Genomic DNA, 22,470 nt, shown 5'->3' on the forward strand with positions numbered 1-22,470 from the left:
AAGCAAGGAATGGGATCGTTGTCTGTTAATTTGAGAAGCGACGCGGAGAGCCGAGACGCAAATCTGGAATGCTCATGCAAGAACTTTCGGAAGCCGAATATTTCCTCAAGAAATTTCACAGCCTTTACCCTGGTGCGACTTCATCATCTTTTGCTCATGGCCAAACTCTGTGTGGAATCTCTTCATATGAGCGGCTACTTAAAGTTATTCCAGAAAGTGAGCAGCCGATCACGGTGTTAGACCTTGCCTGTGGAGATGGTTTTTTGCTCCAAAGATTGGCCGAGCGTCAACAGGCACGTCTCTGCCTGGTCGGCGTCGATTTGAGCCCGGAGGAATTGGACGCTGCCCAAGCACGCTTAGTTTCCGCTGCCGTGGTTCTGTACTGCGCCCGAGCGCAGGCGCTTCCTCTGTCGGATGCGTCGGTGGACTTTGTGCTTTGCCACTTGGCCTTGATGCTGATGGATGGCGTCCGTGAAGTCGTTGCCTCAGTGCACCGTGTTCTCAAGCCCGGAGGGGTGTTCTCTGCAGTCGTCGTGGGTGAGTTTCAACGAGGCGACGCCTACGAGGCGTTCGTGCAACTGCTGAAAAATTACCTCTCAGAGGTGAATACCCGCGGACCGCGCCTTGGAGATCCGCTTACTTTCTCCGAGCAGGGACTGCGGAGCTTGTTCTCGGCAGGCACGGGATTCGTTGAGCCGATTTGGATAGAGGACTTTGTGATTCGGCTGGATGCCCCCAGAAACAAAGTCTGGGAAATGCTCTCGCTGATGTACGACGTTGTGCTGCTTTCAGACGAAGCAAAGGTGCGACTAGAAGCTGAATTCATCTCTGCCATGGGGATGCTGGAAAGGGCCGACGGCTCAGTGCCCTGCTCGATGGGCCTGCGTCAGATTACCTGCACCAGGCTCTAAACCTTCGATGGTGAATTTTCTAAGGACAGAAGAATTTGCCAATTGCTACTCCTGCTGAGTAGGAAGCGAGCGAGCAATTACCGGAAGATCCGGTTGGTTATCGGCCTGGATAGCTTGACGTCGATCTTGTTGAGACGTGCGATCCAAGTGAATAGATAGCCACTGCTCGAGATCGTCGATGTAGGTGAAGACCACCGGGACTACCACCAAAGTCAGCAGTGTCGAGGTGACCAGCCCGCCCACAACTGCGATCGCCATGGGAGAGCGCGTTTCGGCCCCGGCTCCAAGCGAGAGGGCGATGGGCAGCATGCCTGCGATCATCGCGACGGTGGTCATCAGGATCGGGCGCAGTCGGGTTTCGCCCGCACTCATGATCGCTTCCAATCTTGACCTGCCCCCCTTCATCGCCATCAGGCAGTATTCGACCAGAAGGATCGCATTTTTGGTCACCAATCCCATCAGCATCACAATGCCAATTAGGGCGTACATCCCCATCGACTTGCCCATTAGCAGCAGTCCTACCAGGGCACCGCCCAAGGCCAAGGGTAGCGAGATCATGATGGTGAGCGGTTGCAAAAAGCCGCCAAACAACAGAACCAACACCGCGTAAACCAGCAGTACCGCCACGGCAATAGCGCCGCCAAAACCGTTGAAGACGTCTTTTTGCACCTCGGCATCGCCCGTGGCTTTCTCCCGGACACCGGCGGGTAAGTTGCGCAGGGCGGGCAACTGGTGCACTCGCGCCAGGGCCGGTCCAAGTTCGCTGCCCGGTGCCAGGTTGGCTTCAACGGTGACCTTGCGGGAGCGGTCGTAGCGCTCGATCTGGGAGATCCCGGTGTTCAGGCGAATGTCGGCGACGGCTTTCAGGGGAACCAGCTGTCCGCTACCGTTGGTGAGCTGCAGATTTTCGATCGCCTGGAGGTCTTGGCGAAAACGCGGATCGAGCAGAACGCGGATGTTGATTTGCCGACCGGGCAGATTGAACTTTGCCAGGGAAGTGGGGTTGTCCCCGAGTGTGGCGACCAAAGCGGTGCGGGCAATCGCCTCTACCGACACTCCCTGATCGGCGGCCCGGGCCAGGTTGGGAACCACGCGCAGTTCGGGCCGGGCGAGTTCGGATGCGAGATTGACGTCGGTCAATCCTGGCACCGAGCGCATCTGATCCACCAGCAGCGAGCCGGAACGCTCAAGGGCAATCGAATCGTCGGATTGAAGGACAATTTGCAGTTCCTTGCCGCCGGTGAAGCTGCTGCCCGCGAAAGACAAACGCACCCCCGGCACCTGCTCAAGCTTGCTTCTCAATTCGGCTTCGACCTGTTTTTCGTTCAACCGTCTCTGCTCTTTGGGTTTGAGGTAGATGAAGAACAGATTCTGGTTTTTCTTGTCGCCAAAAGTGCCCACCCCACTAAAAACCCGATCGACTGCCGGATGGGCCTCCATCAGCGCGCTCATCTGCAAAGCGCTCTGCCGGGTCTGCTCGATAGGCGTGCCCGGCGGCATCAGGACATACAGATCGATCTCGCCGTCATCGGCGGCATTCACCAGCGAAGTCGGTACCTGGGGCCACAGCCAGAGGCTCAAGGCAAACACCCCGGCAGCCAGCACGACCGTCAAGTTCCGATACTGCAGAGCCCTGATCAGCAGATAGTCGTAAGCACGCACCAGGAAACTTTTTTGCTCTGTGTGCGGCAACGGCTTCATCCAGTAAGCGGCCATCAACGGTGTGAGCATCCGTGCCACCAGCAGTGAAAAGAGCACCGCGGCCGCCACCGACCAGCCGAACTGCCGGAAGTACTGTCCTTGTATGCCCTCCATAAAGGCCACCGGCAAAAATACGGCCACGATCGTCATCGTGGTGGCGACGACCGCCAGACCGATCTCGTCGGCCGCGTCCAGGGCGGCCTGGAAAGGGGATTTGCCCATCGCGGTGTGGCGGATGATGTTTTCGATTTCGACGATGGCGTCGTCCACCAGAATACCGACCACCAGCGCCAGCGCCAGTAGCGTCATGTTGTTGAGCGTGAAGCCCGCCAGCTTCATCACTGCAAACGTCGGGATCACCGAGAGCGGTATAGCGAGACCTGCGATAAAAGTCGCCCGCCCATCGCGCAAGAAAAGCCAGATGACTACCACCGCCAGCGACGCTCCCAATAGCAACGCCTCGACCGACGCGCTGTAGGATTCGCGCACAAAAGTGGCATTGGTCCAGCTTTTGCGGATCTCGACGCCGGCGGGTAGGCTACGCGCCAGCTCGCGCATCTTCGCATCGATGGCTTCCTCGACCGCCACCAAATTGCTGCCGCTGGAGCGGATGGCTCCAAGGTAGACGACCGGCACCCGGTTCAAAAAAGCAAGATTATCGGGATCGCTCTCGCCGTCGGTAATGCGGCCCAGGGTATCGAGGCGGGCATGACGTCCATCCCCCAGTGAGATTTGGGTAGTGCGCAGTTGCTCGACAGTACTGGCCGAGCCGAGGGTGCGGATCGCCTGCTCGGTGGTACCCACTTCCCCCCGGCCACCGGGCAGGTTAGTGTTCAGTGAGCGGATCTGCGCATCGACATCCAGGGCAGTGATCCCCAGCGCCTGCAGCCGGTTTGGATCGAGCTGCACCCGAATTTCTCGTGTGACCCCGCCCGAGCGCCAGACCCTGGCCACCCCGGGCACCGCGAGCATGGCGCGAGTCACATCGTTGTCGGCGATCCAGCTCAACTCCTTGACCGAGCGGCTTGCGGAGAGCACTTCGTACTCGACCAGGGTCTCGGCATCTCGGCTGGCCTCTACCCGACGGATCACCGGTTGGTCGATACTCTGGGGCAATGAGGAGCGAATCTTGGCAACGGCATCGCGCACATCGTTGACGGCTCGGTCAAAGTTGGTGCCGAGCAGAAACTCGATCTCGGTCGAGGAGGATCCGTCTTTGATCTGCGAGGTGATGTGCCTAATGTTGCCGATGCCTGCCACAGCGTCCTCGATCTTGCGCGTCACCTGGGTCTCCAGTTCCGGCGGGGCTGCTCCCAGCTGGGTGACGGTGACGGAGACCTTCGGCACCTGCACGTCCGGGTCGATGGCGATCGGAAGCTGGACGAAGGCAGCCACCCCAGCCGCCGTCAACAGCAAAAACAAGGCGATGGTGGGCACCGGGTTGCGGATGGACCAGGCAGAAAGATTCCAGGTCATTTCAGCTCCTGGGCCACCGACCCGTGTTTCGGTCATAGAGAACAATAATCATTATCATGCAAATTCTCTCAAGATACTCAAGTGGTACTCAATCGCGCTTTTGCCAGGGTCTTTCCTGGAGGAACTTCCACAAATCCCAGGACTTGATTCGGAATGGCTCGAAGTTTGCCAGCCACGTGTCGACGATGCCCGTCTCCATCTGCGGCCGGCACTCTAGGACAAGCTGCCGCAACAGTGCCAGAGTCCGGTAACCGAACCAGAGACGCGACAAGTGCTCCACGACAGCCGCCGCCTCGCGGCGGGAGAGTCCGCCCCGGGTCACCAGGTCGTCGAGCGCGAAGCGCATGTGAATGAGCGGCTCAGTGATCGATGGGTAAGGGTGTGCCGGCCCGTGCAGGAGGGCGACCTCGTCGTCGGTAAAATCTTCGTCCTGCACGAAGCGCTCGTACACCGTGCCGTAACCGCGCATTCCCAGATCGCGCATTTCACAGGCGCGGATAGCGCCCATTGAGCAGAGCCCCCAAACCCGCCATCCCTTTTTGAGGGCTGTGCGCAGCTCGATGTGCCCGACAGAGGGGAACTGGTGGAAGATGCCATCGACGATCACCAGATGGCCCGGAGGAGACTGGGAGGTCAAGGCTTCGACGTCGCCGCGGCGCACGGGCGGTAGACAGGTCACATCCAATCGCAGGTGTTTGAGCGGTTCGATGCCCTGCAGCGTCGGGCCGACGAAGAACGTGCAGTTATTCATGAAATCGGGCATGGTCCCTCAGCCTCGGTCCAATCCGTCTGGTGCTTCGGTCAAACATCTCCAGGCGAGGCACGATCAGCTTGAGTACCTGAACCGGATCGTGCGGCTGGGTGAAGACGACCCGGCAGACATGCGCGATCCCCACTTTCCGGATGGCGGCGACGAGCACCTCCCAGGCCGAGGACAGATCGCAAACTTCACCTGATCGATCGCCAATCGCTTCAAAGCCAATCATTCCTTCGGGGCGTGAGACTTTAGCGGCCAGTTTTCGGCTGAAGGCCAACTCCTGCTCGCCGTTCATCTGGGCAAGCAGCCGGTGGCGCTCGATTAGATCGTCCCGCCCGCCATGGATGAACGACAGGCGCCCCTGGACCGCTTCGCAGATAGCGCGCACCGCGGCGATCTCCTTGAAAGGGTGGCATCCAAAGCCGCCGCAAATGTAGACGGCATCGACCGGGTCCGGCTCCATGACGTAAGCGGCGAAGTACGGCAACTCGAAGATGTTCTCGACGTAACGCAGCCGGAGGGTGAAACCGGCCTCGCCGATCTGCCGGGCCAGGGCGGCCGGCTGCGGCGGCAACGAGGCGATGTCCACCAGTACCGAGGTGTCGTGCAGGAAACAAAATGACTGGATGTCCCGTTCGATCACCTCGGCCAGTCCGTGCACGCTTGCCTCCCAGACGGAGTTGCCGGAACACAGGCCATTCGAACTCGACCCGAAATGCCTCTGCACCCCCTCTACCGCCGGGGCAGGCACGTAGACGAGTTCTGCCGGCACCAGGCATCGCGTCGAACTGAGCAATTCCTCCGCTTCCACGCACGGCATCGGGTCATCGAGAGTAATCTGGGCACCGAAGACAGGACAAAAATCAAGAATAGCTTCTGGCCGACTCCTGCCGTCGAGGACGTCGCGCGGTGTGGCCATCACGTAATCGACGGCCGAACGCCCATACTCGGCCATGGCAAACTCAATGGCTTCCATGTATGCCCCGACGCGCGCCTCCTCAGGACGGAGCCCTTTGCCTGCATTGACGCACAGAGAACCAGGCAGCGCCGTGGGTCGGATACTAGCAAAAACAGGAATGCCGATGCAGTCTAACCGGGTGGTGTCCGTCACGCGGATAATACCCAAGCGGCTTGCAAAAGCCCGCGCTCGCTGAAGAGTTTCCGCGAGCGCAACCACGCGCAAACTCGAACTCATTCTATACAAATCTGTAGTCTCAGTCATTTTTCAACTTGAAGTTATTTTCAACAAATTGCCGGCAAAGAGCACTGCGCAAAATGCCGGCTACTGACCCGCAGTGGAGTGAATAGCCATCGCGCCACATCGCGAACGAGCTTGAGCGCAATGGCTATACTGCTCACTTCAAAGTCGAGTTAAATTCGTGACGTACCAGCTCTGCTTAGTTGCGAGAGGCTTCAAGGAAACCACCGCCACCGTGGTGTGCGGAACTAACCTCTGTAAACCCACCACCGCTGTGGTGTGCGGCACTCGCTTCGCTGAAGCCACCACCGCTGTGATGTGCGGAGCCAGCCTCTGCAAACCCGCCGCCACTGTGGTGTGCAGAACTTGTGCCGAGCGAGCGAAGGCCAAGCAGCTCTTCAAAAAAGACACCGGATTTCCCATCGAGCTGCAGGGAAATCGTTTGGAATGCGGCAGTACCCGGCTTCACACTATTCGGATCGTAACAGTTAAGCATTGGCGTTTTCTTCTCCAATTATGTGTTGTAGCAGACGTCACCATTTGGATCGGCCTGGCGCAAGACTAACCAGGTGATTTGGTGCTGTCAAGCTGATAAAACCGACGCTTACACAGAAGGAGTTCGGTTAGATATACCCCCCAGGGGGATGTCGCAAAAGCTCACATTTCGCTAAAAGTGTTGGAGCTACAATAGACTTTCTATGCTTAAGAGAAGCATTTATAGATTGGGTTTGACGCTGACGCTCCAGATGCCGACGGGGAGAGACGCTCGATGATGTTGCAACGCCGTCTGCTGGCTCTGACCCGGGGAGCGCGCGTTCGGCTTGCGGCGACGGCGGCGCTGGGACTGGCAGCCACAGGAACGTATATCGTCCAGGGTTTACTGACTGCGCGAGCGGTGGACCAGATCTTGCGAACGGGCTCCTGGTCTTCGATTCTGGACAGTCTTGGTGGGATTGCAGCCTGTATCGTCCTGCGGATCGCTCTTGTGTGGCTGCGCGAGGTGAGTGCGGTGGAGGTGGCGTCGGCTGTGAAACAGATGCTGCGCACGCGGCTTTTCAACCGGCTGCTGTTGCTGGGGCCGGGCTATCTCGAAACCAAGCGTACCGGGGCGGTACAGGCAACGGTGGTAGACAGTGTGGAAGCCCTGGAAGGCTATATGGGCTACTACCTTCCGCAGGTGTGTATCGCCCTGTGTGCCCCGGCGCTGATTGTAAGCGGACTGTTCGCCCTGGATCCGGTGGTGGGTGCGCTGACGCTCGGCTGCGTACTCGTCGCTCCTTTCGGTCCCACACTCTACGACTGGTTGCTGGGGGACTATGGCCGCCGCCACTGGCAGGCCTATAGCCGTCTGGGTGCTCAGTTCCTCGACAGCATGCAGGGGATGACGACCCTGAAGGCATTCAATGCGAGCGGACGCCGGGGGTTGACTTTGCAGCGCGAGGCGACGGACTTGTACCGGGCGACCATGGCACAGATGTCTTTGTCGCTGGTCGGTTCGGGTATCGCGGGCTTGGCCCTCAGTGCCGGTACGGCGCTCGCGGTCGGAGTGGGGGCGCTGCATCTGGCTGAGGGCAGCTTGAACATTCCGGGTTTGCTGACCATTTTGTTTCTCTCAGCCGAATGCTTTCGTCCCCTGGCCGATCTCAATATGTATTGGCACCTGGGTTACAGAGGGATTTCCGCTTCCCCCGCCATCTTTGAGTTGTTGGAAGCACAGCCGATGGTGAGCGAACCGGCAGACTCGGCGTCAGTCGGCTCAGAGTCCGGCAGTCTGGCCGTTGCCTTCGAGAACGTCACTTTTGCCTACACCGATGGGGAGCGTCCAGCCCTGGGTGGGCTCTCGTTTGAGGTGGGACCCGGTGAGACCGTCGCCCTGGTCGGGCGATCGGGAGCGGGCAAATCCACGGTGGTCTCGTTGCTGTTCCGCTTTTTCGACCCGCAGAGCGGACGGATTACACTCGCCGGCCGAGAGATAAGGGAGTATTCACTCGAAAGCTTGCGCAGCTTGATCGCGGTGGTACCGCAGGAGACGTACCTTTTTCACGGCACGGTGGCTGAGAACCTGCGGTTTGGTAGACGCGATGCGACACCCGCCCAACTGGAAGCGGCGGCGAGGACGGCAAACGCCCACGACTTTATTGCCGAAATGCCCGAGGGCTATCAGACCATCGTGGGTGAACGGGGATTGAAGCTTTCCGGCGGGCAGCGCCAGCGCATCGCGATTGCCCGAGCACTGTTGAAAGATGCCCCCCTACTGATCCTGGATGAAGCAACGTCCAGCGTGGATGCGGCCAACGAGGCGCAAATCCAGCAAGCGCTCGAACGCCTGCGCTCCGGCCGCACCACACTGGTGATTGCCCACCGGCTCTCGACGGTGGTGAATGCCGATCACATTGTGGTACTCGAACAAGGACAGGCCGTTCAAGCAGGACGCCATCGAGACTTGCTCTTGCAGCCGGGGGCTTACGCGCGATTGGTAACGGCACAGCAAGGAACTTTATGACACTTGAACAGGTACCGGCTCCGGAAGGAATCCCATGGGACAGCCAAACCATCCCGCCCCACCCGTCCGGGTTCTGGAAGCTCCTGGCGATGTTGAAGAGCCACTTTTGGCTCATGGGGCTGACCATCGCTTCTGGGATTACCAACCAGGCCATGGCGATTGCCGCCACTTGCCTCGGGGCTTATCTGGTCGGTACAGCGGTAACCGGCAGCAACGTCGAGGCGCTCGTACCCCTGCTGTGGCTTCTGGGCGGTACCGTGCTGCTGCGAGCACTGATGGCCTGGCTTGAGATGTGGCTTGCCCACGATCTGGCCTACCGCATCCTGGCCGATGTGCGCGGTGCACTGTATCGGGCACTCGAACGGCTGGCGCCGAGTTATCTGCTCGATCGCCGCAGCGGGGATCTCGCTTCCTCCGTGATGTCCGACGTCGAGATGCTGGAGTGGTTCTACGCCCACACGGTGGGAACTTTTGTCGTGGCCGTGGTCGTGCCGGCCGGCGCACTGATTGCCCTGGCGACGCTGCATGGACTGCTGGTGCTCTCGTTGTTGCCGGCCCTCGTCCTGGTGGTGAGTATTCCTCTGTGGTTTGGCCGACGTGCCTCCGGCGAAGGCAAGGCGTTGCGTCGGCAGTTGGGCGAAGTCAACGCGGAGGTCGTGGATGCGGTGCAGGGATTGCGAGAGATCGTCGCTTTCGGCCAGGGCGGGTATTTCGGCGAAAGGCTTGCCCGTCGCGACCGGGAGCTGCGCAAAAGCCAGATGGCCCACGGCAGCCGGGCTGGTCTTGAGGGTGCTCTCACCAATGGGGCGGTTTCCCTGGGTATGCTGTGCGTGCTCGCGGCGGCCGCCTACCTGGTGGCACGTGGGTCGCTCGGCTTCGCTTTTTTCCCGTTGAGTATTGTGCTTGCCGCTTACACCTTTGAGCCCGTCGTGGCGCTCACCCGAATCACTCAGAACCTCGGCGTGATTTTCGCAGCGGCAGAGCGGGTCTTCGCGGTGCTCGATGCGCCGGCTTTGGTCGAGGACAAAGTGGCAGCGCCCCCTACCGGACAGATAGTGCCCCACGTGCGATTCCATCAAGTCAGCTTCCGCTACGGTCCGGCGCTCCCCAATGCCCTGGAGAATGTCTCGTTCGAGGTGGCACTGGGAGAAACGGTTGCTTTGGTCGGGCACTCCGGTGCGGGTAAATCCACCTGCATTCACCTGCTGCTGCGCTTTTGGGATACCACGGCCGGATCGGTCACGATCGGGGGCCATGATTTGCGCAATTTTCCGCAAGCCACGCTACGGGAGCTGATTGCACTGGTGCCGCAAGATATTTATTTATTCAATATGAGCATCCGGGACAACATTCGCCTGGGTCGGCCCGCCGCTTGCGATGAAGAAGTCAAAGCAGCCGCCCGCCTGGCCTTGGCAGACGAATTCGTCTGCTGCTTGCCCCAGGGCTATGACACGAATGCCGGTGAGCGTGGCCTGCAATTATCAGGTGGGCAGCGCCAGCGCATTGCCATCGCGCGAGCGTTGCTCAAAAATTCACCCATCCTCGTGATGGACGAGGCGGTTTCCAACCTGGACACCGAGAATGAACTGGCACTCCAGACGGCCATGGACCGTCTGCGCTCCGGACGGACCACGCTGGTGATTGCCCATCGGCTTTCGACCATTCGCAGCGCCGATCGGATTGTCGTCCTCCAAGCCGGACAGGTAGTCGAGACAGGAACCCACGCGGAACTGATGCGGCGTGGGGGGCGCTACGCCGAACTGCTTGCCGCGCAGCACAACTGAAGCGCGCCTCTAGCCGGTGATTGGATAGCGGCGCAAGGCTGAGAGGCCGACTAGACCAATGAGCAAAGCAGGAGCAATCAACCCCAGCAGACTGCCAAGGACGCGCTCGGTGAGCGGGCCGGGAGCTTCTTCAGAGAACCTAAAGTGCGGCAGCTCTTGCAGGTCATTCGCGCTGAAACGCTGCTTATTCATCGTGTCGGCGCGAAAGAATTTCTGCCAGTCGCGGTGGTACGCCTCTACCTGTCCCAGGAAGTGGCGGTAGCGGGCCACACCGGTACCGGCCAGGTCGTTGAGCGCTTCTTGGGTGACCACGGCCGGCGAGAGGTAGCGATAGCGGTCCACCCATTCCTGCTGGCGCAAGAGCTGTGCGTCGAAGCGTTCGAGCACCGGCCGGACGCGCCGGTCAACTTCCGCCTGGACGAGCGTGTAGCGGACGCCGTAATCGGTGTAGTTAAAACCACCCTTACCCTCGGCGGCCAATTCCGGATGGTCCGCCTGGTACTTGCTCAGGAACTGGTCGCTTTGGTCGCTGGCGGCGCTGGACGCTTCGCGCAGGGACTGGATCATCTCAAGCCGCGAGGGCATCGGATCGACAGCGCTGATCGTGATGTTGACCAGGGCCGGGATCAGCACCACAAAGGCCAGCCACAGGCCCATCAGGGCGACGGCATTGGTCGCAGAACTGCCGCCCAGGGCGTTTACCGCCACCGCGGCTGCAAACCAGAAAGCTCCGTAGGCTCCAACGACCAACAGCCACAACCCCAAGCGCAGGGCGGTGTCCGGTGCCCCCAGTTCAGCACCGCTGAGAACGACCCCGGCCAGGGAAAAAGCGACGGCCAGCGCCAGGACGATCAAAGCCCGAAACGCGATTTTGCCGAGTACGAAAGTCCCGAGGGCCACCGGCTGCGACAGCAACATCGAGAGCGTGCCCTCGTCGCGTTCCTGGGAGATGAGGTTGTAGCTCAAAGCCAGGATCAACAGCGGGTAGAGGTAAACGATCACGAAGGCCAGATCGAAGTGCCCCGCCAGCAAGTTGGTCGGGTTCTCGATCTCGTTGTTGTTGATGAAAGCCTGCTTGCTGGCGGTGGTCACTTTGAAATAGTACGGGTAGAGGTCGCTTTGACCGACCGAAAGGGAGGCCAGGGGACCGGGCGGCATCACCGCGTAACGCCCCGCAAGCGAGTAGCCAACCCACCAGGCACTGGCCTGCGGGGCCTCTTTCAACTCGGCCGTCGGTCCGCGCTCAAGGGACACCAACTGCTTACCCAGCAAGGCCAACCGTGTTGCCTCGTCCTGTCTGGCGGTTTGGATAGCCTCCTGCTGAAACTGCACCCAGGCGGCCCCGTTGTAGACCCCGTAGCCAATCAGGAGCGCAAATAGACCGACAATTGGCCAAAGGGTGCTTTGGGCAACCAGGTTGCGCCACTCGTGCTTGATAATTGGCCCTAACATCTGCGCTTCCTGTTCAAGTTGGCTCGACTCGACACAAAACATTCCTCAATCGACGCGCAGCCTGATCGTGGCCTGGAAAGCAGCGATCACACCGACAACCAACCAGCCCAGGGCAAAGACGATGCTCCAGGAGTAATTGGCCAGTACCCAGCCGACCGATGGCATCCGGTAAGTAAAAGCCGGCACCTTTGCCCACGTCTCGGCGCCGACCGTATCCTCCCAATTGCCCGCTTCCGTGTGGAGCATCTCCTCGTTCATCGTCTTGATCAAACCGCGGCGGTAGCCCTCGGCCGCACTGGCAAAGTCGCGATGCTGGGCAAAATCCGTGCCGGACAGGCCCATCGAAAGCGTCCGCACGGCCAGCAAGGGTGCGAAGAGTGCCCCCCACTGATAAACGTTGTTCTGGCGCTCGAAAGTTTGCCAGAGGGAGCCGTAGTGCTTGTCAAAAACTTTGTTGCCGTAGTTCTCGCCCTCCTGCAAGGCGATGGCATCGAAGTTGATCGGCAGATCTTCGACCCGCTTGACTCCATACTGCTTGAGGGTCTGGGCCTTCAAAACGGCCAGGCGGGCGTCGGCGGCGTTGTGGCCGTTGACGCCGTTGTCGATGTCCTGCTTGACGGCCTGACCGAAAGCGAGTGCGGAGGGGCCGGGGTAAACGCGTCTTGCCAGATCGGCAACGGCGCGCGGCGCCACCAGGCCGTTGCCGATCCAGAAAGCAAGCAGCACCACGAGGGCCAATTGGGAGGAGCGTACCGCGGCCGATACAGCGAGCGACAGGCCGACGAATATGCCGAAGTAGACAAGATAACTGGCACCCATCAGCAACATGCGCGCCGCGCTTGTGATCATCGCGTCCGGCCCGGCAGAGAGGGCGAGGGCGATCACGCCGAGAATCGTCGCCGGGACCAGCAGCAGCGAAAGGGCAAAGCTGATGCCCAGGGCTTTGCCGAGGGCCAGATCCCGCCTGGGTACCCCCAGACTCAACACCTGCCTGAGCGTGCCCCTCTCGCGTTCGTCCGCGAAAGCACCAAACGTCAACAGCACGATGAGCAGGGGCAGCAACTGCTGCAGCACCGTAGCGGCGGTCAGCTCGCTGAAGCGCTGCACGGCGGTGGCGTCCTGGGCTGGGCGATAGCGAAAGTCGTTTTGCTTGTGCGCCTCCAGCCATACCGCCACACCGACGTACTTCTCCACTCCCACGTCCACCGACGCGAGCGGCAGTTGGGGCCGAAAGGCATAAACGCCGTAGTGCGCCGCCGAATGCGGATTTTTGCGGCCCTGGGCGAGCCACTGCGCGCGGGTGACCCGTTCCGCCGCCGCCCGCTCTGTGGCGCTATCGCTGTAGTGCTTCCAACCGGCGGCCAGTGACGCCAGAAGCAGGCACCCGACGATGAGCGCCGCAAGCCGGAAGCGGCCGTCGCGCACGATCTCTGTGGTCTCTTTGCGTGCGATCCGGATAATCATGATGCCCTTGTTGCAATAGTATTTTTTCTCGCCTCAGTCCCGCCTATGCTCCGAACACGCTGGGCTGCCTGGATTTCGGCAAAATTTGGCACTGTCGGCCCACATAGCCTAATCGCCGCGGTCGCGGCAGTCCATCCTGGCCAGGGGGATACAGGGATTCGGTCACTTCCGATACTGTGAAGATTGCCGGTGGAAGGGAGTGAACGCGTCATGAACACTAAGTGCGGACCCAGGCCGTGTCTATGGCTGATGGTGCCAATCGCTCTCGGTTTCAGCTTGTCGGACACGGCGGTAACCGCACAACCGACGGTGCGGACGGCAATCGCCCCACAGAGTACCAGTGCCCAGATCGGTGGCGAGGGGGCAAAGGCTTTGCTGCGGTCAGCAGCCGGCACCGCCGCCGACCTGGAACACCGCCCGGCCCTATGGGATTGGACCCGGCCGCTCAGCGCACCCGCCAAAGTCAGCCAGGCGGGGGGAGCGGCGTCGACTGCACCTGCCGCTGTGTCTCAAGGAGCTGCCGCCCCGGGGGAGAGCGCCGATATCCTCGATGAAGTCTCGGTCACCGCCACCCGCCGCCCCACCCGGCAACGCGACACGACGGCGACGACCTATACGGTCAAAAGAGCAGACTTCCAGGTTCAAGGGGCCAGAACGGTCACAGACGCGCTGGTGCTGATTCCCGGCTTCGAGGGGCCGCCCTCTTTGGGTGGGGTGCGCAACTCGGGGTTCAATTTCTTGCGGGGCTTCGACGACCAGCGGTTTCTGGTGCTCAGGGACGGAGTGTCGCTGCAGCGCTCCGGCAACAACCGCTCCGACATCACACGCTTCAACGTCGATGAGCTGGAAAGCATCGAGGTGGTGACCGGCGGTGCAACGCTGCGCTACGGTTCTGGAGCCGTGGGCGGTGTGATCAACTTAATTACCGAGACACCCAGGGGACTGCCGAAGTTGACTCTCGCCTACGAAGCGGGCAGCTACGGCTTTAGCCGCTACCTGGCCAAGTACGGCGGCGGCGACGACACGCTCAGCTACAACTTGATCTTCGCGAGCCTGGTCGCCTTCAACAACTATCCTTACAGTTTCACCCTGCCCAACCAGGCGCGCTTCTACGGTCCCACGGTCAATCCAAATGCGGCGGCCTCGGGCCTCGCCTTCGATGCGGACGGCAACCCGATTAGCTCCTTCGGCCAGCCCAATCCCGACCCTGAGAACAGCGGCGACATCGACCTGTACGGCTACCTCAAGCCGGAGGTCGGCCCGCCCATCACCGTCAAAGGTGTTGCAGACAATGCTTTTAACGCCAACGACAGCTACGCGGGCAAGCTCGTCTTCAAGCCCGATCCCGCCAACAAACTGACCCTGAGCCTCCACCAGCAAAATTCAAAGTTCAGCAACGACGGCCCCGGCGCTTACGGTTTTATTCCGTGTTTTGGCGGCGCTCTGCCTCCAGGGGTCGACAACGGGACTTTGAGTTTCTCCCGCTTCTTGCCCCTCAATCCAGACGGCAGCGAATCGGCCTGCACCGTGACGCCCTACATCGTCAACACCGCGAGCGTGAATTTGGGCATCAACTCGCTGCTGGGCAACTACGCCGCTCCCTACACCACCTCGCTCGATGGAAGGGTGAACTTCCCGGCCGGGAGCGCCTACCCGAACGCAGAACCGGCCACCGGTACCCAAGTCAGCTACCGGGTCGACAACCAGACACAGACCGAGGCCGCTTTGTTCTGGGACTACACGCTCACGCCCACCGCCTCCATCAACAGCTACATTTCCTACTACCGATTGACATCCACCGCCTTCATCGCGCCGCTCTTCTTTAATACCAACTTCTTCGGAGCGGGCGAGTCGCCCTTTGCCGTCTTCCAACCGTCGCAGCCCTACAACGAGGGCAACAAGCTCGAAATCCAGAGCGCACTGAACACCCAACTCTCCGCCGGACAGACCCTCTCCTTCGGGATTAACTTCGTGCAGGACCGCAGCTATGCCCAGGTCGGGGGGGGCACCAGGTTCGTCGACAGCGCCATCTCGCGCACGTCCGCCTTTTTAATCGACGACATCAGCTTTAGCGACCAACTCAAGGCAAACCTCGGTTTTCGCTATACCTACAGCACCCAGTTCGGCAGCGTCGGCACTCCCGCAGTCGGCATCCGCTACACCCCGACGAACTTCCTCTCGCTGCGGGCCAACGGCTCCTACGTGTTCAACGCGCCAAGCATCGCCGACCTCACCGTTACGGGAGGCTTTCTCCTGGCGAATCCCGGGCTGCGCCCCGAATCGGGCGTCACCTACGATGTCGGCGTCGATATTACCCCGGCGCAAAACCTGGGTGTGCAGGTCACCTACTTCAACACCTATCTGGACGGATTCATCGGTTTTGCAGCGCTCATTCAAGATGGCAACCTGCGCTTTCAACGGCAGAATCAGAACACCCGGATTGCCTCGGGCATTGAGGTGGCAGCCAACTGGCAGCTCACCGACCAGCTGCGGCTGAGAGTCGCCTACACGAACACCGACGCACGCAATGTGGGTGCAGTCGACAGCGTGGAACAGTCCACTTACCCGTATTTCTTCCAGTTTCAAGACCAGAGCATCCCTTTCAACAAAATTGCCGCTGCCCTTTCCTACGCAAATCAGAGGCTGAATGCCTCGCTGCTTTTTCGCTACGACGACGGCAAGCGGCGCGGGGTGACCGGCCTGGGAGGCTCGACCGATTTCACCCCATCCTTTGCAACCCTGGACCTCAATGTCGAAGTTCCCATTGCACAGAACTTTACTTTGACCGGTAGTGTCTTCAACTTGACCGATACGCAGTACGAGTACCTCAGCGGCATCCCGGCTCCGGGCACCACCTTTCGTATAGGCGGCAGGATTGAATTTGGAGGGGGTGCTCAGGGGAGCAATTAACTGCGGGTCTGTTTTGGCACCGTCATCGGCGCAGGGTGTTGGAGCCTTGTGGCCCTCACCAACAGGGGTTGCTGGCCGCTGGTACTTTTGGCTATCGGCTGGCAACTAGTCTACGAGCCAGGGCACTGGAGCACGCGCTACGGCGCCAAGCCGATTCGCATCTTCTCGGTCACGGCGCCCTGGCCCAGCGGGTGATCACCATCCGCTGAACACCCAAGCAAAAATTGGACGGCATTTGAGCAGCATCCGGTCTGGAAAGTGGCAGCTTCTGTCGAGGAGCATGCAGACAACTACCTGGGTAAAGTCTCGGCAAATCCAAACTACTGAGACCGTGCCCTTCCCCTGAGGTCAACATGAAAAAAACGACGACTCTCCATCCCCTCCGAGTGGCCCGATGCAGGCAATCTATTGCAGTTTTGAGCGCGTTACTTGTGAGCTGTAGCTTTCTGCCCGCACCGCTGTTTGCGGCAGAAAGCGGCTCGAAATCGGATATTCGCACTGCCCAGTCGACAAAATCGGTAAAGCTTGCGGCGGACGCACCGGTGGCGGAGGTACCGATTGCTTTTGCCCCCAAAAGTGCTCTGGGAGAATTGCACGTCGATGGCGGCACCGTCGTCTTCAACACGAGCACCGGCACTTACGCGATCAACGGCAGCATCCAACCCGGTGTCGCCCGCGGGGTGTCCCTCGGTGTGCCGGTGGAGGGCCTTGAGGACGGGGAGGCGCCCGGGGTCATGGTATTCGACTTTTTGAGCATTCACCTCGGGCCCGGCGTCGTGGTGAGTGTCGAGGGCGACGGGGCGCTGATTCTCACCTCGGGCGACTCGGCCTATCTGGGGGCCACCGTCGATCTCAAAGGAGGCTCCGGCGAAGCGGGGGCCGTCGATGCGGGCGGCGGCGGCGGCGGCGGCGGCGGCTTCCACATCTTCGCCGGCGGCGACCTGCAATTTGCCGGCAGCATCGATGTGGGCGGTGGCGATGGTGGTACCGGTGCTCAAGTGGCGGGGATTCCCTTCGGCGGTGGCGGTGGCTTAGCCCGGGGCGGCGGCAGTCGCGGGGGCAAGGGCAGCTACGCCTTTGCGGGCGGCAACGGCGGCAACGGCGGGGACGGCAATCCGGTTTTAAACAGACTCGGACGCAAAGTCGGTAACTTGCGCGGCGGCGGCGGTGGCGGCGGCGGTGGCTACAGCGGCCTCGGCGGCAACGGTGCCGCCGCCGGGGGGGCAGCAGGTGGCAACGGGGCAGCGGGAAAATGCCCCGCTGCTGCCGCGGGCGGCGTGGGCGGCCAGGGCGGCAGGTTGGGAGTCGTGTTCGGCGGTAAGGGCGGCAACGGCGGAGCGGCCCCCAACGGTGGCGTCGGCGGCAACGGTGGCAACGGTTCTCCGAACGGCGGCGGTGGGGGCGGCGGTGGGGGCGGCGGCGACAGGTGTGTGCGCCTCCCGTTCTTTGGTCCCGTTCCGATCCCCGCCAAGGGTGGCCAGGGCGGTCGGGGTGGCGGTGGTGGGAGTACGGGTGAACCCGGCACTCCCCAACCCAAAAAAGCGGCGGCTCCCCAGGTGCGCATGGCACTGTCGTCCGACGAACCCCCGGCCATGGTCGGCGGCGGCGGCGGGGGAGGTTCAGTGGTGCTTGGCTCGCAAACCGGACTGCTCACTTTGAGCGGCACGATCCGCACCGAGGGCGGTGCCGGGGCTGAAGAAGCGGGGAGCAGCGGTGCATTGACTCTCATCGCCGCCGAAGGTCGCCTGCTCATCGAACCCAATGCCAGCTTCAACGGCTCGGAGCCCCTGGCGGGCGGTGCCGAGGTGACGGCCCAATTCCCCTACTCTGAGTACCTGCCCACCGGCGGCGGCGGCGGCGGCGGAGCGGGCGGACCCGGCCAGGTCATCTTCTACGAAGAGGAACCCTGCCCTCCGGGGACTGCGACCGACGGCCTCATCCCCATTTGCATCATTGAGGGACCTGTGGAGTTCTAGAGCATGTGTCAGGCGTAAGGGAAAACCGGAGCCTGCTCCGGTTTTCAGACTCACTACCCGGCGCCTTGCACACTCGGATCTGTGCCGCAGTCGACACGCGTCGTGCAGGCCCTGGAAGCATAAGCCCAGCCCACCCACCAAGCCTCGCTCCCAACCATGCCGCTAAGTCCGGGGGGTGTCGGGGGGGTGGCACCCCCTCGACGCGGGGAGGAGGAGAGCGCGAGAGGGGAACCCGAAGGGGGTTCCACCTCTCGCTCCACAGATCGTCGTGCTGCACCAACTGCCAAAACTACCGTACCGAAAACCCGCCAGCCCCCCAGGCGCTCGACAGGATCGTTTCAAAAGGTGTATTTAATTTAAGTATAAGTAATGAACCGGTTGGCGGCGTTGTCGACCGGGGGAGTCGATTTGAGAAATAATTAATGAATCCAACTGTGGAGCTGCGGGATATCGAAGCGCTGGTGACCAATTTGCACGCCGATCCCTTTGCCATTCTCGGTCCGCACCGAGCAGAGGACGGTGGGGCCTGGGTGGTGCGGACTTACCAGCCGGGTGCTTCCCGGGTGGTTCTGCTCGGCGAATCCGGCGAGCTTGCTATGGAGAATCGTCGGCACCCGGATCTGTTCGAGTGCGCCGTGCCCACGGCTCCAGGGGCCTACCGGCTGCGGGTGGAAGACGCTTGGGGCGAGCGTTTGATCGAGGACGCCTATCGGTTTCGCGGCTCGCTCTTGAGCGATCTCGACGGCCACCTGTTTGCCGAGGGCAACCATCACCGCATCTACGAGAAATTGGGTGCCCACCCGGCCGTCTTCGAGGGGGTGGCGGGGGTCTATTTTGCGGTGTGGGCGCCCAGTGCCCGCAATGTGAGTGTGCTGGGCGACTTCAATCGCTGGGACGGCCGCTTCCACCAGATGCGCAGAGTCGAGCGTTCCACCGGCATCTGGGAGCTATTCATACCTGAACTGGGCGAGGGGACGGTCTACAAATTCGAGATCAAAAACGGCTTCGGCCATATTTATGAAAAGTCCGACCCCTACGCTTTCCAGCAGGAATTGCGCCCCAAGAGCGGTTCGGTGGTAGCCGATCTCGACCGCTACAGCTGGAACGACGGTGAATGGCTCAAGCGGCGCGCACTCTCCAACCCGCTCAAGCAGCCACTTGCCATTTACGAGGTGCACCTGGGCTCCTGGATGCGGGTGCCCGAGGAAGGCGACCGCTTCTTGAGCTACACAGAACTGGCGGACAAGCTTATTCCTTACGTCAAGGATCTGGGCTTTACCCACATCGAACTGCTGCCGATCCTGGAGCACCCCTTCGACGGCAGTTGGGGCTATCAGGTGCTGGGCTACTACGCCCCCACTTCGCGCTTCGGAAACCCGACGGAGTTCATGGCCTTTGTCGATCGCTGCCACCAGTCAGGGATCGGCGTCATCCTCGACTGGGTACCGGCCCACTTTCCTAAAGACGGCCACGGCCTCGCCCTTTTCGACGGCACCCATCTGTATGAGCACGCCGACTCGCGCCAGGGCGAACACAAAGAGTGGGGCACCCTCGTGTTCAACTACGGGCGCAACGAGGTGCGCAACTTCTTGATTGCCAACGCCCTATTTTGGTTCGAGCGCTACCACATCGACGGCATCCGGGTGGACGCGGTAGCGGCGATGCTCTATCTCGATTACTCGCGCCACGACGGCGAGTGGGTGGCCAACCGCTACGGCGGGCGCGAGAACCTCGAAGCGATCGGTTTTTTGCGCCAGCTCAATGAACTGATTTTTCTTTACTATCCCGGGGCACTCTCGATCGCCGAGGAGTCCACCGCCTGGCCCCTGGTCACGCGACCCCCCTATCTCGGGGGCCTGGGCTTCAACCTCAAGTGGCACATGGGCTGGATGCACGATACCCTCGCCTACTTCCGGACCGATCCGCTCTTTCGCCGCTACCGGCACAACGACATCACCTTCTCGATTACTTACACGTTCTACGAGAACTTTGTGCTGGCCCTTTCCCACGACGAAGTCGTGCACATGAAAGGCTCGATCATCGGCAAGATGCCGGGGGACGGCTGGCAAAAATTCGCCAATTTGCGGGCGCTCTTCACTTTTATGTACGGGCATCCGGGCAAGAAGACGCTGTTTATGGGCATGGAATTTGCCCACGGCCGCGAGTGGAACGCCTACCAATCGCTCGACTGGCACCTGCTCGACTACCCGCAGCACCGGCAGATGCAGCAGTTCGTGCGCGCTCTCAACCGGCTTTACACCGGCCAGCCCGCCCTGTACGAAGAAGATTGCAACCCGGCGGGCTTTTTCTGGGTCGACTGCCACGACGTGCTCAACAGCGTCTTCACCTTCGTGCGCCGCGGCAAAGACCCGAGCGAACAACTGCTGTTCGTCTGCAACTTTACCCCGACCTATCACCCTCACTACCGGGTGGGTGTACTGGAGACGGGTTTCTGGCAGGAAATTTTCAACAGCGACTCGGGTATCTACGGGGGCAGCAACAAAGGCAACCTCGGCGGCCTGTGGAGCGAGAACTGGGCCATCCACGGCCAGCCTTATTCGCTGGGTCTGCAACTGCCTCCTCTGGGCTGCCTGGTCTTCAAGCGGCGCAAGGAACAGGACTAACGATCGCGGGGCTTGTCCTCACCCGACATCGCCCGCGCACCCGAAAAGACCATCACCAGGCCGCCTGCCACGATCCCGGCGGCCAGCAGCACCATCACCACACTCAACCAGTCCACACTCCGCCCCCGAAAGCCACCCCCGCATCATAGCGGAGCTTCAGCTTCCCGGCCGCCGCAGCACCCTCCCCGGCCGCTTGCCCGTGACTTGGCCTCCATCGACGACCCATTCGCCATTGACCATCACCGCTTCGATGCCTACCGGGGGGGCTGCGGGTGCCTCGATGGTGGCCCGATCGGCGACGCGCGCCGGGTCGAAGACCACCAGATCCGCGTGAAAACCCGGGGCGATCCGGCCCCGGTCGGTGAGTTTCAGCCGGCTTGCCGGCAGAGCCGTCATTTTGTAGATGGCCGCAGCCAGGGGCAGCACTTTTTCCTCGCGCACGTATTTTCCGAGGATGCGCGCGAAGGAACCGGCCCCGCGCGGGTGGGCGCCGTTGAGTTCCCCGTCGGTACAGAACATTGTCCAGGGAGCGGCGATGAACCAGCGCAGATCGTCCTCGCTCACCGAAGTGCCGATTACTCCTTCCTCGGGCCGGCGGTCGCCTACGGGCTCCGTCTCGCGCACGATACGCATGAACGCTGCACCAGGCGTTACCTTCCAGATCCGGGCAATTTCATCGAGGGTCTTGCCCGCAAGGGCCGCATCCGGTTCGTAGCGGACGATGCGCAGGTGCGTGGGTCCGCCGTTGTCAGCGATCGCCTTTTCGACTTTGGCGGCGTTGAAGTAATCGCGATCGGGCACGATCACCCGCAGCGTCGACTGCCAGAACGTATAGGGATAGACGTCTGCTTTGAGATCGACGCCTTGAAGGCGGGCCGATTCGATCACCGGCGGCACCCGTAGGGCGGCCTGGTGCCAGACGGGGGTGGTGGCGAGCTTGATATGGCTGGCCTGCACCGGCAGCTTGGCGCGCGAGCCGATTTCGACAAGCTCGGCCAGGGCTTCGAAGACCGCGTTGCCCTCGTCGCGCATGTGGCTGATATAAAAGCCTCCCGAGCGCGCCGCCACCGTGGCCAGTGCCACTACCTCCTCGGTGGTGGCCGAAAAGCTGTCCGGGTACTCCAGACCGGTCGAGAGCCCAAAGGCCCCGGCGGCCATTTCCTGCTCCACGAGGGCGCCCATACGCACCAGTTCCGCCGGTGCGGAGGCCCGCAGCGCATTGGGCTTCATCGCCTCGCGGCGCAAAGTGGCATGTCCGACCATACTCGCCACGTTGAGGGCGGCGGGCTGCTTGTCCAGGCGGGCAAAAAAGGCGGCGAGCGGATAGTTCGACTCACCGTCCTGGCCGACAAAGACGGTCGCGATGCCCTGACGGATGGCCGCGTCGGCGGTGGGGTTCTCGAAGATGGCACCGTCGGCGTGGCTGTGCATGTCGACAAATCCGGGAGCAAGGGCCAAACCGCCCAGGTTCCGTGTCCGCTCACCCGGCCTGGCCGATAGCGCCGGGGCCACCGCCGCGATCCGACCCGCTTCGACCCTGACACTGCCTGCAAAGGGCGCCCCACCGCCGCCGTCATAGATAAGGGCATTGGTAATGAGCACGTCCTCCGCCCAGACCGGAACTGCTCCCACCAACAGCAACAGTGTGCCGATACCGACAATTTTTTCCAATCCGCTCAACGCACCCCTCGCACGCCCGAACCGCCTTATCCTA

13 protein-coding genes are annotated in these 22,470 nt (G+C 61.4%); 7 read left to right on the forward strand and 6 right to left on the reverse strand.

All coding sequences use genetic code 11. From position 1 onward, the window contains the following. Nucleotides 1–74: 74 nt before the first annotated feature. Complete coding sequence (locus GLL_RS06725) at nucleotides 75–911, forward strand: class I SAM-dependent methyltransferase (RefSeq protein ID WP_164928736.1); 837 nt, start codon at nucleotides 75–77, stop codon at nucleotides 909–911. A 45-nt stretch (nucleotides 912–956) separates the two neighbouring features. On the opposite strand, the gene GLL_RS06730 is transcribed toward GLL_RS06725, so the two are convergent. The 3 genes from GLL_RS06730 to GLL_RS06740 form a co-directional block, all read right to left on the reverse strand. Next, entirely contained in the window at nucleotides 957–4,088 is a 3,132-nt protein-coding gene (locus GLL_RS06730) for an efflux RND transporter permease subunit (protein WP_011141297.1), read from the reverse strand. An 88-nt stretch (nucleotides 4,089–4,176) separates the two neighbouring features. After that, complete coding sequence (locus tag GLL_RS06735; protein WP_011141298.1) at nucleotides 4,177–4,851, reverse strand: TfuA domain-containing protein; 675 nt, start codon at nucleotides 4,849–4,851, stop codon at nucleotides 4,177–4,179. After that, entirely contained in the window at nucleotides 4,832–6,067 is a 1,236-nt protein-coding gene (locus GLL_RS06740; RefSeq protein ID WP_011141299.1) for a YcaO-like family protein, read from the reverse strand. Before GLL_RS06740 ends, GLL_RS06735 begins: the two co-directional genes overlap by 20 nt. A gap of 157 nt (nucleotides 6,068–6,224) precedes the next feature. Between GLL_RS06740 and GLL_RS06745 the strand changes: the two genes are divergently transcribed. The 3 genes from GLL_RS06745 to GLL_RS06755 all read left to right on the forward strand — a co-directional run bounded on the left by GLL_RS06745 (nucleotide 6,225) and on the right by GLL_RS06755 (nucleotide 10,330). Then, nucleotides 6,225–6,608 carry a hypothetical protein gene (locus GLL_RS06745; protein ID WP_164928738.1) on the forward strand — a complete coding sequence of 128 codons (384 nt, stop codon included), beginning with the start codon at nucleotides 6,225–6,227 and terminating at the stop codon, nucleotides 6,606–6,608. A 204-nt stretch (nucleotides 6,609–6,812) separates the two neighbouring features. Next, nucleotides 6,813–8,546 carry an ABC transporter ATP-binding protein/permease gene (locus GLL_RS06750; protein ID WP_011141300.1) on the forward strand — a complete coding sequence of 578 codons (1,734 nt, stop codon included), beginning with the start codon at nucleotides 6,813–6,815 and terminating at the stop codon, nucleotides 8,544–8,546. Continuing rightward, nucleotides 8,543–10,330 (forward strand): ABC transporter ATP-binding protein, encoded by a 1,788-nt coding sequence (locus tag GLL_RS06755; RefSeq protein WP_011141301.1) that lies wholly within the window; start codon nucleotides 8,543–8,545, stop codon nucleotides 10,328–10,330. Before GLL_RS06750 ends, GLL_RS06755 begins: the two co-directional genes overlap by 4 nt. 9 nt (nucleotides 10,331–10,339) lie before the next feature. On the opposite strand, the gene GLL_RS06760 is transcribed toward GLL_RS06755, so the two are convergent. Together GLL_RS06760 and GLL_RS06765 are read right to left on the reverse strand one after the other, a co-directional pair. Continuing rightward, nucleotides 10,340–11,782, reverse strand: coding sequence for an ABC transporter permease (locus tag GLL_RS06760; RefSeq protein ID WP_164928739.1), 1,443 nt, complete (start codon nucleotides 11,780–11,782; stop codon nucleotides 10,340–10,342). Nucleotides 11,783–11,827: 45 nt separating this feature from the next. After that, nucleotides 11,828–13,246, reverse strand: a complete 1,419-nt coding sequence (locus GLL_RS06765) for an ABC transporter permease (protein ID WP_011141303.1) — start codon at nucleotides 13,244–13,246, stop codon at nucleotides 11,828–11,830. 249 nt (nucleotides 13,247–13,495) lie between these two features. Here GLL_RS06765 and GLL_RS06770 point away from each other — a divergent pair, with 249 nt between their 5' ends. From GLL_RS06770 to glgB, 3 genes are all read left to right on the forward strand, one after another. Continuing rightward, the gene (locus GLL_RS06770; protein ID WP_164928740.1) at nucleotides 13,496–16,156 is read left to right on the forward strand and encodes a TonB-dependent receptor plug domain-containing protein; all 2,661 of its coding nucleotides are present in this window, start codon (nucleotides 13,496–13,498) and stop codon (nucleotides 16,154–16,156) included. Between the two features lie 431 nt (nucleotides 16,157–16,587). After that, a complete protein-coding gene (locus GLL_RS23400; protein WP_164928741.1) occupies nucleotides 16,588–18,132 on the forward strand; it encodes a hypothetical protein in 1,545 nt (514 codons plus the stop codon). A 422-nt stretch (nucleotides 18,133–18,554) separates the two neighbouring features. Then, on the forward strand, nucleotides 18,555–20,756 hold the full coding sequence (glgB, locus tag GLL_RS06780) for a 1,4-alpha-glucan branching protein GlgB (RefSeq protein ID WP_011141306.1): 2,202 nt from the start codon (nucleotides 18,555–18,557) through the stop codon (nucleotides 20,754–20,756). Between the two features lie 156 nt (nucleotides 20,757–20,912). Here glgB and GLL_RS06785 read toward each other — a convergent pair whose 3' ends face one another. Beyond that, a complete protein-coding gene (locus GLL_RS06785; protein ID WP_164928742.1) occupies nucleotides 20,913–22,436 on the reverse strand; it encodes an N-acyl-D-amino-acid deacylase family protein in 1,524 nt (507 codons plus the stop codon). Between the last annotated feature and the right edge of the window lie 34 nt (nucleotides 22,437–22,470).

The organism is Gloeobacter violaceus PCC 7421, from assembly GCF_000011385.1.
GTDB classification, from domain to species: domain Bacteria; phylum Cyanobacteriota; class Cyanobacteriia; order Gloeobacterales; family Gloeobacteraceae; genus Gloeobacter; species Gloeobacter violaceus.

Coding starts and splice junctions, on each gene's coding strand:
- GLL_RS06735 (WP_011141298.1), bottom strand. CDS start 4,851: ATGCCCGATTTCATGAATAACTGCACGTTCTTCGTCGGCCCGACGCTG.
- GLL_RS06725 (WP_164928736.1), top strand. CDS start 75: ATGCAAGAACTTTCGGAAGCCGAATATTTCCTCAAGAAATTTCACAGC.
- GLL_RS06770 (WP_164928740.1), top strand. CDS start 13,496: ATGGTGCCAATCGCTCTCGGTTTCAGCTTGTCGGACACGGCGGTAACC.
- glgB (WP_011141306.1), top strand. CDS start 18,555: ATGAATCCAACTGTGGAGCTGCGGGATATCGAAGCGCTGGTGACCAAT.
- GLL_RS06750 (WP_011141300.1), top strand. CDS start 6,813: ATGATGTTGCAACGCCGTCTGCTGGCTCTGACCCGGGGAGCGCGCGTT.
- GLL_RS06760 (WP_164928739.1), bottom strand. CDS start 11,782: ATGTTAGGGCCAATTATCAAGCACGAGTGGCGCAACCTGGTTGCCCAA.
- GLL_RS06765 (WP_011141303.1), bottom strand. CDS start 13,246: ATGATTATCCGGATCGCACGCAAAGAGACCACAGAGATCGTGCGCGAC.
- GLL_RS06730 (WP_011141297.1), bottom strand. CDS start 4,088: ATGACCTGGAATCTTTCTGCCTGGTCCATCCGCAACCCGGTGCCCACC.
- GLL_RS06740 (WP_011141299.1), bottom strand. CDS start 6,067: ATGACTGAGACTACAGATTTGTATAGAATGAGTTCGAGTTTGCGCGTG.
- GLL_RS06755 (WP_011141301.1), top strand. CDS start 8,543: ATGACACTTGAACAGGTACCGGCTCCGGAAGGAATCCCATGGGACAGC.